Origin of the sequence: Mycobacterium paraterrae (assembly GCF_022430545.2) — a bacterium.
GTDB lineage: Bacteria > Actinomycetota > Actinomycetes > Mycobacteriales > Mycobacteriaceae > Mycobacterium > Mycobacterium paraterrae.
Genome location: NZ_CP092488.2, coordinates 4,037,956 through 4,053,789 on the forward strand (window position 1 = coordinate 4,037,956; position 15,834 = coordinate 4,053,789).

At 65.8% G+C, this 15,834-nt stretch carries 14 protein-coding genes and 1 pseudogene; 6 read left to right on the forward strand and 9 right to left on the reverse strand.

The features are described from left to right. Window positions 1–18: 18 nt before the first annotated feature. The 5 genes from MKK62_RS19590 to MKK62_RS19610 form a co-directional block, all read right to left on the reverse strand. On the reverse strand, window positions 19–477 hold the full coding sequence (locus MKK62_RS19590; protein ID WP_240258277.1) for a CBS domain-containing protein: 459 nt from the start codon (window positions 475–477) through the stop codon (window positions 19–21). 177 nt (window positions 478–654) lie between these two features. Beyond that, the gene (locus tag MKK62_RS19595; protein ID WP_240258276.1) at window positions 655–1,944 is read right to left on the reverse strand and encodes an ArsB/NhaD family transporter; all 1,290 of its coding nucleotides are present in this window, start codon (window positions 1,942–1,944) and stop codon (window positions 655–657) included. A gap of 201 nt (window positions 1,945–2,145) precedes the next feature. Further along, window positions 2,146–2,595 (reverse strand): CBS domain-containing protein, encoded by a 450-nt coding sequence (locus MKK62_RS19600; protein ID WP_067332461.1) that lies wholly within the window; start codon window positions 2,593–2,595, stop codon window positions 2,146–2,148. A 108-nt stretch (window positions 2,596–2,703) separates the two neighbouring features. Further along, on the reverse strand, window positions 2,704–3,144 hold the full coding sequence (locus MKK62_RS19605; protein WP_240258275.1) for a CBS domain-containing protein: 441 nt from the start codon (window positions 3,142–3,144) through the stop codon (window positions 2,704–2,706). A 28-nt stretch (window positions 3,145–3,172) separates the two neighbouring features. Next, window positions 3,173–4,474, reverse strand: a complete 1,302-nt coding sequence (locus tag MKK62_RS19610) for an ArsB/NhaD family transporter (protein ID WP_240258274.1) — start codon at window positions 4,472–4,474, stop codon at window positions 3,173–3,175. Between the two features lie 348 nt (window positions 4,475–4,822). On the opposite strand from MKK62_RS19610, the gene dxs reads away from it, so the two are divergent. Continuing rightward, window positions 4,823–6,742: a 1-deoxy-D-xylulose-5-phosphate synthase gene (gene dxs / locus MKK62_RS19615; protein WP_240258273.1), complete on the forward strand. Its 1,920-nt coding sequence runs from the start codon at window positions 4,823–4,825 to the stop codon at window positions 6,740–6,742. Window positions 6,743–6,804: 62 nt separating this feature from the next. On the opposite strand, the gene MKK62_RS19620 is transcribed toward dxs, so the two are convergent. From MKK62_RS19620 to MKK62_RS19630, 3 genes and pseudogenes are all read right to left on the reverse strand, one after another. Further along, window positions 6,805–8,097, reverse strand: a complete 1,293-nt coding sequence (locus tag MKK62_RS19620) for an HRDC domain-containing protein (protein ID WP_240258272.1) — start codon at window positions 8,095–8,097, stop codon at window positions 6,805–6,807. A 1-nt stretch (window position 8,098) separates the two neighbouring features. Continuing rightward, a pseudogene (locus tag MKK62_RS19625) lies at window positions 8,099–8,739 on the reverse strand (DUF3000 domain-containing protein). Window positions 8,740–8,832: 93 nt separating this feature from the next. Next, entirely contained in the window at window positions 8,833–9,645 is an 813-nt protein-coding gene (locus tag MKK62_RS19630; RefSeq protein ID WP_240258271.1) for an enoyl-CoA hydratase/isomerase family protein, read from the reverse strand. A 99-nt stretch (window positions 9,646–9,744) separates the two neighbouring features. Here MKK62_RS19630 and MKK62_RS19635 point away from each other — a divergent pair, with 99 nt between their 5' ends. From MKK62_RS19635 to MKK62_RS19655, 5 genes are all read left to right on the forward strand, one after another. Next, window positions 9,745–11,091, forward strand: coding sequence for a DUF2254 domain-containing protein (locus MKK62_RS19635; RefSeq protein WP_240258270.1), 1,347 nt, complete (start codon window positions 9,745–9,747; stop codon window positions 11,089–11,091). 110 nt (window positions 11,092–11,201) lie between these two features. Continuing rightward, entirely contained in the window at window positions 11,202–12,251 is a 1,050-nt protein-coding gene (hemE, locus tag MKK62_RS19640) for a uroporphyrinogen decarboxylase (protein ID WP_240258269.1), read from the forward strand. Next, the gene (locus tag MKK62_RS19645; RefSeq protein WP_240258268.1) at window positions 12,248–13,633 is read left to right on the forward strand and encodes a protoporphyrinogen oxidase; all 1,386 of its coding nucleotides are present in this window, start codon (window positions 12,248–12,250) and stop codon (window positions 13,631–13,633) included. The genes hemE and MKK62_RS19645 overlap by 4 nt, the downstream gene beginning before the upstream one ends. A 5-nt stretch (window positions 13,634–13,638) precedes the next feature. Further along, a complete protein-coding gene (hemQ, locus tag MKK62_RS19650) occupies window positions 13,639–14,334 on the forward strand; it encodes a hydrogen peroxide-dependent heme synthase (RefSeq protein ID WP_240258267.1) in 696 nt (231 codons plus the stop codon). Beyond that, on the forward strand, window positions 14,331–15,083 hold the full coding sequence (locus MKK62_RS19655; RefSeq protein WP_240258266.1) for a class I SAM-dependent methyltransferase: 753 nt from the start codon (window positions 14,331–14,333) through the stop codon (window positions 15,081–15,083). The genes hemQ and MKK62_RS19655 overlap by 4 nt, the downstream gene beginning before the upstream one ends. A gap of 6 nt (window positions 15,084–15,089) precedes the next feature. On the opposite strand, the gene MKK62_RS19660 is transcribed toward MKK62_RS19655, so the two are convergent. Next, entirely contained in the window at window positions 15,090–15,809 is a 720-nt protein-coding gene (locus MKK62_RS19660) for a GNAT family N-acetyltransferase (RefSeq protein WP_240258265.1), read from the reverse strand. Window positions 15,810–15,834: the final 25 nt, after the last annotated feature.

Below are 15,834 nucleotides of genomic sequence, written 5' to 3' on the forward strand. Positions count from 1 at the left end.
GTCATCGCGCCGCTTCGCTCACGTGCCAACCCGCTGCTTCAGCGCCTCAGCCAACAGGCTCGCCGCAGTGATCACCCCGTGCAGCCTGCCGTTCTTGATCACTGTCACCAACGGACTGTGCATCCGCGACATGGTCTCAGCCATCTCGATGATGGTGTCGTCGGCATCGACGACGGGCACCCGTTCACGCTTCGGCGGCAGCAGGTCACGAATTGTCTTGCCACGCAGCTTGTCCGCGGCGTGATCGGCCATCGACTCGGTAAGCACTCCAGCGAGCCCGGGATCGTCCTGCACGTAACCGGGCACCAGGAAGCGGACTACTTGTGAGGCGGGCAATACCGCAACAGCTCGGGACCGAGTGTGGTCAGCGACCACCAGGCCGCTTAGGCGACGCTCTGCGATTAATCGAACCGCTTCGCGGGCGGGCAAATCAAGGTCGACGATCGGAAACTCGTCGACCATGTCCTCGGCGCGCACGCACGCAGCCTATAAGAACGTTACGCATCCGACGTGACGAGAGATGTGACATCTAGGGGCGTTGCGTCAGTCTGATTGGGAGCAAAGTCGCTGGTACCGCATGGAATCTACCAAGCGCGGTTGTGACCGCGGGCGGAAAATCTTTACGCGCTCTTAGCGGTGATCGGGTTACACCGGTCAGCTCAGGACGAAGTAGCGGAGCCACAAGTACACCGCACACAACACCGTTGACATCAGGGTCACCACGATGCCTTTGCGAGTGAATTGCCAGAACGAGATCGGGCTGCCGGCTTTCAGCGCGATCCCTACCATGACGATGTTGGCGCTCGATCCCACAGCGGTGAGATTGCCACCGAGGTCACCGCCCAGCGCCAATGACCACCACATCACGTCGTGGTGCGCCTGGCCTGGGACCGCCGACGCCAGATGGTCGACGATCGGCGTCATGGTGGCGACATACGGGACGTTGTCGATGATGCCGGAAACCAACATGGAGACGACGAGGATCAGCATTGTCGTCAACAGCACATTGCCGCCAGTGGCATCCGCGGCCATTTGGCCGAGTCGTTTGATCACCCCGGTCTTGAACAGCGCGCCGACCATGATGAACAGGCCGACCATGAACAGGAGGGTGTCCCATTCGACGTTGGCGAGATAGTCGGATTGGTCCAAGCCGGAGATGAGGATGAGGAGGCCGGCGCCTAGCAGTGCCACCAGTGATGGTTGCAGGTGGATGGCCTCGGAGACGATGAAGCCCACCAGTACGAGGACCATGACGGCGCTGCACTTGATCAGCAGGCCGCGGTTCTGCAGGGCTTCGCGTTCATCGACCGCCATGACCTCGGCGAGTCGCTCCGGGTCAACCGCCGACTGGCCGCGGAACATCAGCGGCATCATCGCCACAAAGACCAGCAGGATGATGATCACGATGGGCGCCATGTTGAACAGAAAGGCGTTGAACGAGAGACCTTTCCGTGCGCCGATGATGATGTTGGGCGGGTCGCCGACCAGCGTCGCTGTACCACCGATGTTGGAGGCGAATACTTCAGCCATCAGCAGTGGGACCGGGTTGATGGCCAGCCGGTCACACACCAATAGGGTGACCGGGGCTATCAGCAGCACCGAGACCACGTTGGGCAGGATCGCCGAGGCGGCTGCCATGACCAGCGTCAGCAGGATCATGATCCGCAGCGGCGAGCCGTTGGCGCGCTTGACGGCCCATATCGCGGCGTATTCGAAAATTCCGGTCTGCCGCAGCACGCTGACGATGATCATCATGCCGAGCATCAAAAAGATGACGTCCCAGTCGATTCCGCTGGCTTGTGAGTAGAACACGTCTCGCGACTCGATCACCGGCAGTGTGATCATCAGGCCGGCGCCGACCAGCGCAACCTTGGTGTTGTTGAATCGCTCCGTGACGATGCATGCGTAAGCGGCGATGAAGACCGCGATCGCGAAGTACGTCATCGGCGGGAGTCGCAGCGCCCGATCAGGGTTCGCTTGGCCTCGGCGCTCACGACCAGGATGTCCTCGACGGCGTTCTCGGCATCGGGCTAGCCTATTACACGGGCTGGTGATGGACGCCGCGCCCGATTGCCGTTACTGGCAAGCCGTCCCGGGTCGTGGAGACTCAGGAGTCGTTGACAAATAAGAGGCGTGAGCCGCCGCCTACTCCTCCTTTAGCGCGGCCGACAGCAACCGGGACGCGGTGATCACACCGTGTAGCTTGCCGTCTTTGACCACGGCCACCAGCGGACTGCGCAGCCGCGCCATGACCTCGGCCACCTCGATGATCGTGTCGTCTGCCTCGGCCACCGGGATGTGCTGCCGCTGCTTGGGCAGCATGTCCCGGATGGTCTTGCCGCTCAGCTTTTCCGCGGCGTGGTCGGCCATCGTCTCGGTGACCACACTGGCCAGCCCGGGGTCGTCCTGCACATAGCCAGGCACAATGAAGCGCACGACCTGCGAGGCAGGTAGAACCGCGAATGGCGTCTCCGACGTGTCGGTGACGACGACCAGTCCGTTGAGCCGGTGCTCAGCGAGCAGACGGACTGCGTCAAGCGCGTTTGAGTCGATTTTTACAACTGGGAACTTCTCGTCGAGATCCTCTGCCCGCACACCGACACAATACGTCCGCGACGAGAATTCGGTTAATGGGACAGGTGTAAGGAAATTCTCAGGTTGCGTTCGAGGCGGAGTCGGCGTCGTCGGGCGTCGAAGGGGCGCTCAGGATTTGAGGGCCGCTGCTAGCAGTCGCGACGCGGTGATCACGCCGTGCAGGGCCCCATTCTCGATGACTCCGATCAAAGCGCACCGCTGCTGGGACATCTCTGCGGCAACCTTGATCACGCCGTCGCGGGCATTGATGGTGGGCACTCGGCGCGGATCCCGAGGCAACAGGTCGCCGACCGTTTTGCCCGCAAGGTTCTGTGCGTGGTCGGACAAGGCGTCCCCGACCACGCCGGCCAGTGCGATGTCGGCCTGGACATAGCGCGGCAACACGAAGTGCAGCATCTCGGAGGCCAGAATCATCGCGATCGGCTTGCGTGCCGCGTCGGCAACCACGACACCGGGCAGACCGTGCTCGGCGATCATCCGGGCCGCGTCCATAGCGTCAGAGTCCTGCTGCACGATCGGAAACTGCTCGTCGAGGTCAGCTGCTCGCACTAGGCCACCATACGACCAAAACCCGCCACTAGGCGAAGTAGCGCAGCCACAGATAGCCGAGCGACAGGACGAACGACATTGCTGTTACGGCCGCGCCGCGTTTGGTGAAGTCCCAAAACGAAACAGGATGACCGGAACGCTGCGCGATGCCGACCGCGACGATATTGGCGCTGGCGCCGACGGGAGTGAGATTGCCGCCGAGAACGGTGCCCAGCAACAGCGCCCACCACAGCACTCCCGAGCTGTCGTGGCCGGGGATGGTGTCCGAGAACTGCGCGACGATCGGTGTCATCGCCGCCGCGTACGGGACGTTGTTGATGACGCTGCCCAACGTGAACGAAATCGTCAACAGGAGCAAGGTAGCTTTCCAGGCGTCGCCCTGGGCGATATGGCTGGCCACCTTGGCCAGCTCTCCGATCACGCCGGTCCGCACCAAAGCGCCAACCATGATGAACAGCCCCGCGAAGAACAGCAGCGTTTCCCACTCGACGCTGGACAGGTAGAACTCGCGGTCGATGCCCGAGATGACGATCAGGATCCCGGCACCCGCCATCGCCACCATCGAGGGCTCCATGTGGATCTGTCGGTGCAGCACGAACCCGACAAACACCAGAGACAACACGATTCCGCACTGGGTGAGCAGCTTCGGGTTGCGGATCGCTTCGCGTTCGTCCAGCGACATCACGTCGGCGACGCGTGCCGGATCCGCGACGAAGAAACCCGGGTACAGGCGTGGGAGTATTGCGATCAGCGCGACGAGAACGAGCAGCACCGCCGGGGCCATGTTGGCGCTGAATTCGATGAAGCTCAGGTGGGCGCCGGTCCCGATGATGATGCTGGTCGGGTCACCAACCAGGGTCGCCGCACCGGCAATGTTCGCGGCGATGGCCTCCACGACCAGATACGGCGCGGGGTTCACCGCGAGGCGGTCGCAGACCAGCAACGTGACGGGGGCGATGAGTAGCACCGTGGTGACATTGTCCAGGACTGCTGTGCCGAGTGCGGTGACCAGAATCAACAGGATCATGATCCGTAGCGGAGATCCCTTGGCGCGCTTGGCAGACCAGATTGCCACGTACTCGAAGGCTCCGGTCTGGCGCACCACGCTGACGATGATCATCATGCCGAGGAGCAAAAACAGCACGTCCCAGTTGACGCCGGTATCGCGTGAGTAGAAGACGTCGTCGGAACTGATCAACGGCAGAAAGAACATCAGGATGGCGCCGGCCAGCGCCACCTTCGTCTTGTTGAAGCGTTCGGTGGTGATCAGCACGTAGCAGACCACGAACACCACTGAGGCGTAGATGGAGTGGAAGAGCGCGCTGGTCATCGGCTGTCCTGTCGGGCGTGTGCGTTGCTCGGCATGGACGGATCAGTGGCTCTCAAGACACGTGCGCCGCTGCCCATGGGCGTGACAGCGTGATCACACCGTTGAAACGTGACGTCCGTCCGCTAAGCGCGGTGGCGCCGACCGAGCAAGTCATTCCGCACTCCCGAATAGCCCGTAATTGCGGGAAGACCAACAGCACGTCAAAGAACGCCGACCAGGCTTCCCGGCACACCGGGGGGCTACGTTAGCAGGCTTATCTGTGTTGTTTCTGAGCGCGGTAGCGGTCGGTGCCGCCAGGTATCTGCGCTGGTCCGCGTGCCAGTTCGGGGTCCTGCGTACACTGACACAATGCTTGAACAGATCCGTGGGCCGGCCGATCTGCAGCACCTCTCGCAGGCGGAACTGCGCAACCTGGCCGACGAGATCCGTGAGTTTTTGATCCACAAGGTGGCGGCGACGGGCGGTCACCTCGGTCCCAATCTCGGCGTCGTCGAGCTGACGCTGGCGCTGCACCGGGTGTTCGATTCACCGCACGACCCGATCATCTTCGATACCGGCCATCAGGCCTACGTGCACAAGATGCTGACCGGACGCGCCGCCGACTTCGAGACGTTACGGAAAAAGGACGGGCTGTCGGGGTATCCGTCGCGTGCGGAGAGTGAACACGACTGGGTCGAGTCGAGCCACGCCAGCGCCGCGCTTTCCTACGCCGACGGGCTGGCCAAGGCCTTCGAGTTGACTGGCCACCGCAATCGGCACGTGGTCGCGGTGGTCGGCGATGGCGCGCTGACCGGCGGGATGTGCTGGGAGGCGCTGAACAACATCGCGGCGGCGCGCCGGCCGGTGGTCATCGTCGTCAACGACAACGGCCGCAGCTACGCGCCGACGTTCGGTGGTCTGGCCAACCACCTGGCCATGCTGCGTCTGCAACCGGGCTACGAGAGCCTGCTGGAACGCGGACGCAGCGCGGTGCGGGGCATGCCGGTCTTCGGCGAGGTGGCCTACCAGTTCATGCACAGCGTGAAAGTCGGTGTCAAAGATGCACTTTCGCCGCAGCTGCTGTTCACCGACCTGGGGCTGAAGTACCTGGGTCCGGTCGACGGGCACGACGAGCATGCGGTCGAGGCAGCGCTGCGGCGGGCCCGCGGGTTTCACGGTCCGGTGCTGGTGCACGTCGTCACGCAGAAGGGTCGCGGCTACGGGCCGGCGGAAGACGACGAGGCCGACCAGATGCATTCCTGCGGGGTGATCGACCCGATGACCGGGTTGGCCACCAAGATTCCGGGGCCGAGCTGGACGGCCACGTTCACCGAGACGTTGATCGAGCACGCGACCAAACGCCGTGACATCGTGGCGATCACAGCGGCCATGCCCGGCCCCACCGGGTTGAGTGCGTTCGGAGATCGCTTCCCGGACAGGCTGTTCGACGTTGGTATCGCCGAGCAGCACGCGATGACGTCGGCGGCCGGGCTGGCGATGGGCGGCATGCATCCCGTGGTCGCGATCTACGCGACGTTCCTCAACCGGGCCTTCGACCAGATCATGATGGATGTGGCGTTGCACAAGCTGCCCGTCACGATGGTGCTCGACCGGGCTGGCGTCACCGGCAGCGACGGCGCCAGCCACAACGGCATGTGGGACATGTCGATGCTGGGCATAGTGCCAGGCATCCGGGTGGCCGCGCCGCGAGACGGCGCCAGCCTGCGTGAGGAACTCGGCGAGGCGCTGGCAATCGACGACGGCCCGACGGTCATCAGGTTCCCGAAAGGCGATGTCGGCGACGATATTCCAGCGGTCAAACGGCTTTCCGGGGTGGACGTGCTTGCCGAGCCCGTCGACGGCCTGGGTGCGGACGTGTTGCTGGTGGCGGTAGGAGCCTTCGCCTCGATGGCGCTCGGGGTGGCCGAGCGGCTGCTCGATCAGGGCATCGGTGTGACAGTGGTCGATCCACGGTGGGTGCTGCCGGTGCCAGAAGTGTTGCGGGAGTTGGCAGTTGCCCACAAGGTGGTCGTGACGCTGGAAGACAACGGGGTGGCCGGTGGCGTCGGCGCGGCAGTGTCGGCCGCGTTGCGGTCCGCCGAAATCGACGTGCCGTGCCGCGATGTCGGTCTGCCACAGCAGTTCTTCGATCATGCGTCCCGCGGTGAGGTACTCGCCGACGCCGGGCTGACCGACCAGCACGTCGCTCGCCGAATCACCGGCTGGATCGCGGCGCTATCCGGAGAAAACGTTGAGCCGGGCACCGCGATCACCGAGCAGCTGGAATAGTTGCCGCCGTCTCGCGACACGTAAATCTTTTGCGACGACACGCCGTTCGGCGTCGCCGTAACTTAAATTTCGGCGTCGTCCGCGGCGGGCACGTCTTGCAACGCCGCTGCCAGCACCGGCACGGTCAACTCCCGCTGCCAGTCGCGGGCCTGCCCTGCGGCCAGGAATTCGTCGACTGCGGCAGCGACGTGACGGGCGCCATCCCAGTCCCAGCACAGCCGCCGAACCAGGTCGGGCGTCACCAAGTTCTCGGTCGGCACCGACACCCGATCCGACAACTCCCGTAGCGCCGAACGAGCTGCGTCGAGACGCGCGGCGGCCTCGGGCCGTCGGCGGGCCCACCGCGCCGGCGGGGGCGGCCCGTTGGTCGGCTCGGATTCCTCTTCTGGACCCGGTTTTTCCCGGGCGGCCTTGAGGGCGGCCAACCAGGTGGAGGCGCTGCGACGCTGCCGTCTCCCGCCGAAGATGGGCAGCGCGACCAAGTCGTCGAGGGTCTTCGGGTCGGCGGCCGCTGCTTCGATGATCGCCGAGTCGGGCAAAATGCGGCCAGGCGCGATGTCGCGTCGTTGCGCTATTTCGTCTCGCACCGTCCACAATTCACGGACCGCGGCCAGGCCGCGTTGATTGCGCACCTTGTGAATGCCCGAAGTGCGGCGCCAGCGGTCCCGACGGGTGGTCGGGGGGTTGTGGCTGGCGGCGGTCCTGAGGTAGTCGAATTCCTCTGCCGCCCAACCGCTTTTGCCTTGCTCGGCCAGCACGTCCGCGATTGCTGCGCGCAGGTCGATCAACACCTCGACGTCAAGGGCCGCGTAGTTGAGCCACGCCGCCGGCAGGGGGCGCCGGGACCAGTCCGCCGCGCCATGACCCTTGGCCAGCCCGACACCGAGTAAACGCTGCGTCATCGCCGCGAGGTTGACCCGGTCGAAACCGGCCAGCCGCCCGGCCAATTCGGTGTCGTACAACGCCGGCGGCTGCATGCCGACCTCTGCCAGGCACGGCAGGTCCTGGTCCGCGGCATGCAGAATCCATTCGTCGGATGCCATCACCTCCGCGACAGGCCGCAGCACGGACAATGTGTCACCGCCGTGGCTGACCGGGTCGATCAGCACCGTGCCCGCCCCGGCTCGTCGGATCTGGATCAGGTAAGCGCGATTGGAGTAGCGGAAGCCCGAGGCCCGCTCCGCGTCCACCGCGAACGGACCATGCCCTCGGGCGAGCAGAGCTGCGGCGGCCTCGATCTCAGTGGCACTGACCGATAGCTCGGGCACACCGTCGGCGGGATGCAGCAGCGGCGTGACGTCAGCCTCGGCGGCCTCGGACGTGTGGGTGGATACCTCGGTCGGCTCGCTGGCCATGTCACACGCGCGACCGGGTGCCCAAATCTGTCACCCCGACCGGGGGCAGCCCTGCGGCGTGCTCGAGCACTTCGCAGAACGCTTCGACATGGGTACCGATGTCGGTGGTGAGTGCCGTCCACGACGCGCGCAACTCGAGCTGGTGGGCGCGCGGTGGTCCCGAGATGTCGCCGTAGCGCACCGAGGTGGTGGCGGTGACGGTGCCACCTAGCGCGGTGACCTGCTCGGCGCGGGCATCCAGCGCCTCCACCAGCCAGCTCCAGGCGACTTCGGGCAACAGTGGGTCGACCGCTTCGCTGGAATCGAGGTCGGCCTGGATATAGGCGACCAAACGCATGGTGCCGTCCCAGGCGTCGGCGCCCTCCGGGTCGTAAAGCAAGATCAGTCGGCCGAACGCGTCGCCGTCCGACCGCTCCGGAACCACGTCCGTTTCGGGACGCTTGACCTCGGCGCCCAGGGCGTAGCTGAACGGCGCGAGGCGCTGCGGGGGCCGGATCGGGCCCAACTCGATCTCGGATCGGACGGTCGCCCCGCTCATCGCCTCCACGGCATCGCGAAACGGGGCAGGCTCGGCTGTCGTCGTCATCGGCGCCGCACCTCCTCGTCGCTTCGTTCCGCCGCGCAGCGTTGCTGGCGGTTCACAGCGTTTGACGCTAGACCTATCCGGTGACACGCGGACACAGGCGCGCCGGTTCGGTCCGACGGGCGCGCTCGCGGTGGTCTGCAACGGCATGCCTAGTCGCTGGTGAAACGGGCCGGCCGCTTCTCGCGGTGAGCGGCCAGGCCCTCGCGCACGTCGGGGCCGCCGAAGCTCAGAAATTCCAGGCCAAGGGACGTTTCGAAGGCCGGCGCGGCGGTCCGGTACCAGTGATTGAGGCTGTGTTTGGTGAACCGGATGGCCGACTGGGCGCCCTGGGCCAGTTCGTCGGCGATGCGGGTGGCGGTGTCGAGCACGTCGCCGTCGTCGACGCACAGCGAGACCAGCCCGATGCGTTCGGCTTCCTCCCCGGACAGCGGGGCGCAGGTGAGCAAGTAGTACTTGGCCTTCGCCATCCCGACCAACAGTGGCCAGCAGATGGCGGCGTGGTCGCCCGCGGCAACACCTAGCTTGGTGTGCCCGTCGATGATCTTCGCGGTCCGTCCGGCCACCGAGACGTCGGCGAGGAGCGCGACCACCAGGCCGGCGCCCACCGCGGCGCCGTGAATCGCCGAGATCACGGGTTTGTCCAGGTTGATCATGTTGAGCACCAGGTCGCGGGCCTCACGCATGATGCGCATCCGGCCGTCGTGTTCGCCCATGGTCTCGTCGATCAGGTCGAAGCTGCCGCCGGAGGAGAACGCTTTGCCCTCGCCCCGAACCAGCACCGCGCGCACATCGGGGTCGCGGCCGATCGCCGGCCAGATGTCGGCGAGGTCGCGGTGCATTTGCGGGCCGACCGAGTTGAGGCCGGGGGAGTCGAGAACGATGTGCAGGACGCCGTGCTCGGCGCGCTCGATGCGCAGGCTGGGGAACTCGTCGTAGCTGACTGCTGGGTGGCTGACGGGCATCCGGGCTCCTGACGACTGGGTCGCTGGCATTACCGACGACGAGATTACGCATCCGCCGTTGTGGCGCTTGTTCCGCGTGCGCATGGCTAATCTCGGTTCGTGCGATCACCGGTGAGACTGTCGCAGTGGCGACGCGAAGTACTGTGGACCAACTTCTGGGTGATACCCAGCATGGAGGTGCTGGCCGCCGTTGCGCTGTTCTGGGGAACGCTCCAGGTCGATCGTGCGGTATATCACCACGCCTTTACCTTGCCGGCCTGGGTCGAAGCGGGCAGTGCCGACACAGCACGTGAGATTCTGCTGGCGGTCGCTGCGGCGATCATGACGGTGATCGGTATTAATTTCTCGGTCACCATCGTCACGCTGACGCTCGCATCAACCCAATTCGGACCGCGGATGCTACGCAACTTCATTCGCGATCGCGGTACACAACTGACCCTTGGCACTTTCGTGGCCACGGCCGTCTACTGCGTGCTCGTCTTGTTGGCCATCGGGCCCGGGGAGCACGGCGAGTTCGTCCCGCACTTCTCGGTGTCGATGGTGTTCCTTTTGGTGCTGGTCGACCTAGCAGTACTCATCTACTTCCTCCACCACATCGCTATCGCGATCCAACTGCCGTTTGTCATCGCAAACATCGCCGCGGACCTTTCTCGGTACCTGCGAGTGCGCCGGCCCGACATACCGATGAAGAAACCGGGCGACCCGGATGATGCCGAGGAGATCAGCGAGTGGATTGCCAAAATCGAGTCGGCCGGATCGCCAGTGCCCACACCAAAAGGCGGCTACCTCCAGGCAATTCGCTACGACATGTTGGTCGAGGCGGCGTCGAGCTTCAACGGGGTGATACACGTGCCTTATCGCCCGGGGAATTTCCTGGTCGAAGGCAGCGAGCTAGTCGGCGTGTGGCCGCCGCACGCCGCCGGCGAGGTCGCCCGCTGTCTGAACCGGGCCCACATCCTCGGGCCGGTCCGCGCCCTCGCCCAGGACCCCGCATTTGCGATCGACCAACTGGTCGAGATAGCCATTCGCGCTCTATCGCCGGCGGTTAACGACACTTACACGGCGATGACATGCGTTGACTGGCTCGGCAATACCTTGTGCCAGCTAGGCCGGGTGTGGACGCCTGCAGCGGCTTACCGTGACCGGACCGGGCAGGTGCGGGTCATCTGCGAGCAGGTCACGTATGAAAACCTCGTGCAGCGATCCTTCGACAAGATCCGTCAGGCCAGTACTGGCATGCCCGCGTTGTTCATGCGCCAACTCGAGGCGCTGAAAGCGATTATGGACCAGACGGTCGATCCCGGTCACGCCGGCATCTTGATAAATCAGGCCGAGATGATCCATCGCGCGAGCCTCGAATCGGTGTCAGAGCCGTTTGACCGCGCGGCCGTCGAGCGTCGATACAACACCGTGCGCGACAGCTATGCCGCCAAAGCACCGGCATGAACGGGCTGTCTCGCACCGCCTGAATTGACCACGCGATCCCACGGGTCGGCTCTGCACGTCGGTGGCCCGCCGCACCCGCCCATCGGCCCGTCGTGGCAGCATTGATGCTGATGAGTGACCGTCGCACGCTTCCCGAGTCGCCGTATCTGGCCGCGGCCACCGGCCGCAAACCCAACCGGGTGCCGGTGTGGTTCATGCGCCAGGCCGGCCGTTCGCTGCCTGAGTACCGCGAGCTGCGCAAGCAGAACACCATGATGGAAGCCTGCTTCGACGCCGAGTTGATCGCCGAGATCACGCTGCAGCCGATCCGCCGTCACGCCGTCGATGCCGCAATCCTGTTCTCCGACATCGTCGTTCCGTTGCGTGGCGCCGGTGTCGACGTCGACATCGTCGCCGATGTCGGCCCCGTCATCGCCGCGCCGGTGCGCGCCGCCGTCGACGTCGAAGCCCTGCGGCCGCTCGATCCGGCTGAGGTGCAACCCGTTTCGGACGCGGTTTCGCTGCTGGTCCGAGATCTTGGTTCGGTGCCGTTGATCGGCTTCGCCGGTGCACCGTTCACGCTGGCGTCCTACCTGGTCGAGGGCGGCCCGAGCCGCAACCACGCCAAGACCAAGGCGATGATGTTGTCCGAACCCGACTGCTGGCATGCGCTGATGGCCAAGCTGACCGACCTGACCATCGGGTTTCTGCGGGTGCAACTCGACGCCGGGGTCGACGCGATTCAGGTGTTCGACTCGTGGGCCGGCGTGTTGTCGCTGGCGGATTACCGCCGCTACGTGCTGCCGCACAGCTCGCGGGTGTTCGCCGAGCTTGCCGGGCGACGAGTTCCGATGACGCACTTCGGGGTCGGCACCGCAGAACTGCTGGGCGCCATGTCGTCGGCCGGTGCGACGGTGGTCGGAGTCGACTGGCGGACATCGCTCATCGATGCGGCGGGGCGGGTCGAAGCCGGTAAGTCGTTGCAGGGCAACCTGGATCCGGCGGTGCTGCTGGCCGGTTGGCCGACCGTGGAGCGCGCCGCGCGCGCCGTGGTCGACGACGGGCGAAGCGCCGTCGACGCCGGTGCGGGCGGGCACATCTTCAACCTGGGCCACGGGGTGCTGCCCGAGACCGACCCCGGGATCCTCACCGACCTGGTCGCGTTGATCCACTCCTTATGACGTCCGTAAAGCGCTCGTATTGTGTTGTCGGCGGCGGCATTTCAGGTCTGACCGCCGCCTACCGGCTGCGCCAGACCGCCGGCGACCAAGCCAGCATCACGCTATTCGAGCCCTCAGATCGTCTGGGCGGCGTGCTGCGCACCGAGCAGGTCGGCGGTGTCGCCGTCGACGTCGGCGCCGAAGCATTCGTGGTTCGGCGACCCGAGATACCGGAATTGCTCGCGGAATTGAACCTCGCGAACGAACAGCTCGGCACCACCGGCGCACGTCCGCTGATCTACAGCCAACAGCGGCTGCACCCCCTTCCGACAGGCACGTTGAACGGCATCCCGTCCTCGGCGGAGTCGATGGCCGGACTGGTCAACGACGCCACGTTGGCGCGCATCGCCGCCGAACCCGACCTGCCGCTGAACTGGCAACCTGGCGCCGACCCCGCCGTCGCCGACCTGCTCGCCGACCGGTTCGGTGAGCAGGTGCTGGCCCGGTCGGTAGACCCTATGCTCAGCGGGGTTTATGCCGGGTCCTCGGCGACTATCGGCCTGCGCTCGGCAGCGCCGACCCTGACCGCCGCCCTGGACGCCGGGGCCACCAGCGTGACCGACGCGGTGCGGCGGGCGCTGCTCAGCGTCACCGCGGGCCCGATCTTCGGTGCCGTCGGCGGGGGATACGCCGTTCTGGTGGAGGAACTGTTCCGGCGCGGTCGGTTTCACTGGGTACAGGCCGCGGTCGACACCGTCGGCGCCGACGGGCAGGGCTGGACCCTGCACGATGCGACCGGGCAGGAGTGGCATGCCGACGCGGTGATCTTCGCCGTGCCCGCGGCTCGACTCGCCAAGCTGGTCGGCACCCTGGCTCCGCGTACCGCCGCCGCGGCGGGGCGAATCGAGAGCGCCTCGTCGGCGGTGCTGGCGATGGCGGTGCCGCGCGGTGTCGCCTTCCCACAGAACTCCGGTGTGCTGGTGGCCAGCGGGGAACGGTTGCACGCCAAGGCGATCACGCTGTCGTCGCGCAAGTGGGGCCGGCGAACGGACGTCGAGCTGCTACGGCTGTCGTTCGGCCGGTTCGGCGACTCCGCGGAAAACAATCCAGCGATCCGGGCCTCGGACGACGAACTGCTGGCCTGGGCTCTGGAAGACCTTTCCGCTGTTTTCGACCTCACGGTGGAGCCGGTCGACGTCCACGTCCAGCGTTGGCCGGATGCCATGCCGCAGTACGGTCCGGGGCACCGAGGACTGGTCGCCGAACTGCGGGCCGGGCTGCCCCGGACCTGGCAGGTCGCGGGCAGCTACCTCGACGGGATCGGGGTGCCTGCCTGTGTGGGCGCGGCCGGACGAGCTGCGGCTGCCGCCGTCCGATCCGTCGAAACGCCCGTGGCACCATAGGTCCCATGGCTCGATTGGACTACGACGCTCTCAACTCGACCGTCCGCTACTTGATGTTCTCGGTGTTCTCGGTGCGCGCCGGTGAATTGGGTGAGCAGCGCGACGCCGTGATCGACGAGACGGCGACCTTCCTCAAGCAGCGCGAAGATCAGGGAGTCGTCGTCCGCGGCCTCTACGACGTCGCGGGCTTGCGGGCCGATGCCGACTTCATGATCTGGACCCACGCCGAACGCGTCGAGGCGCTTCAAGCTACCTACGAGGACTTTCGCCGCACCACCACGCTGGGCCGGGCGTCGTCGCCGGTATGGAGCAGCGTCGCGCTGCACCGGCCAGCCGAGTTCAACAAGAGTCACATCCCCGCATTCTTGGCCGGTGAAGAGCCGGGCGCCTACATCTGCGTCTATCCGTTCGTGCGGTCCTACGAGTGGTACTTGCTTCCCGACGAGGAACGCCGCCGGATGCTTGCCGAACACGGCATGGCTGCCCGCGAGTACAAGGACGTCCGGGCCAACACGGTGCCGGCTTTTGCGCTCGGCGACTACGAGTGGCTGCTGGCGTTCGAGGCGCCGGAACTGCATCGCATCGTGGACCTGATGCGGGAACTGCGGGCCACCGACGCGCGGCGCCACACGCGCGAGGAGACGCCGTTTTTCACCGGGCCACGGGTCGGGGTCGAGCAATTGGTGAACTCGCTGCCATGACCGCCCAATTCGATCCCAACGACCACACCCGCTTCGAAGAGATGTATCGCGACGACCGGCTGGCGCATGGCTTGCCCGCTGCCACCCCCTGGGATATCGGCGGCCCGCAGCCGGTGGTCCAACAGCTCGTCGCGCTGGGTGCGGTCACCGGCGAGGTGCTCGACCCGGGCACCGGCCCGGGCCACCACGCGATTTACTACGCGTCAAAAGGCTTGTCCGCCACCGGGATCGACGGCTCGGAAACCGCCCTGAAACGGGCCCGGGAGAACGCGAGCAAGGCGGGTGTGTCGGTGAATTTCGAACTGGCCGATGCCACAAAGCTCGACGGTTTGGACGGCCGGTTCGACACCGTCGTGGATTGCGCTTTTTATCACACCTTTTCGACGGAGCCGGACCTGCAACGGTCGTATGCGCGTGCGCTGCACCGTGCTACCAAACCGGGAGCCCGGTTGTTCATGTTCGAGTTCGGCATCGGCAACGTCAACGGGTTCCACATGCCGCGTGCGCTGTCCGAGAGCGACTTTCGGGACGTCTTCCCGGATGCCGGATGGGAGTTGACGTACCTAGGCCCGACGACCTACCAGATCAACATGAGCGCGGAAAACTTCGACGACATGCTGCGCCGCGCCCCGGAGCGGGCGGAGGAGATGAAGTCGGTGGCCGAGCGGTTCCGCGCCATAGAGCCTTGGCTCACCGACGGTCGCGTGCATGCGCCCTTCTGGGAAGTTCACGCGACTCGGATCGATTAGCGGTAATCAGCCCGAACGCTGCACCGCGGTGATCGTCATGTCGGCGCGCGTGTCGAAGCCGAGCCGGCGATAGAGGTCGAGGGCGGGGGTGTTGTCGTGCAGCACGTGCAGGAACGCGCGCTGACCCTCGGCGCGAATTCCTGCCTCCACCGCCGTCATCAGCAACGTGGACAAGCCCTGGCCGCGATGGTCCGGGTGAGTGCACACCGCGCTGATCTCTATCCAGCCGGGCAGGTGCAGGCGCCGCCCGGCCATCGCGACGAGCTGGCCCCCGCGCCGTATCCCCACGTAGCCGCCCAGCTCGACGGTCGCGGCCTCGAACGGGCCGGGGCGCGTCAGTTCGGCCAGTGCCATCATCTCGGCCGAATCTCGAATATCAAGCGTAACAATGGATTCCGACGATTCGGGCAATCCGGCGAGTCCGGCGACGGGCGCTATCATCTGCGCCACCGGGAACACTCTGCTCACCGTCCAGCCCGCGGGCACAGCGATCGCGCGCCGAGACTCCAGCGCAGCCCGACCTTCGGGTCCACACAATTGGGCGAGATCCTGCCAGGCACCGGCGTCCTCGACGTCGCGGAGAGCGGCGAAAGGCACGACGTCGACCCGGTAACGGTAAGCGCGCGGCGTGCCATGATCGGATGCGACCGCGAACCGGCGATGCGGTCCGGTAAGGGCATGCCAGACGGGATCGTCGAGGAGTCGAGGATCGGCGGGATTCGGCATCCGCTACGCGAATTCGCCTCTGAAC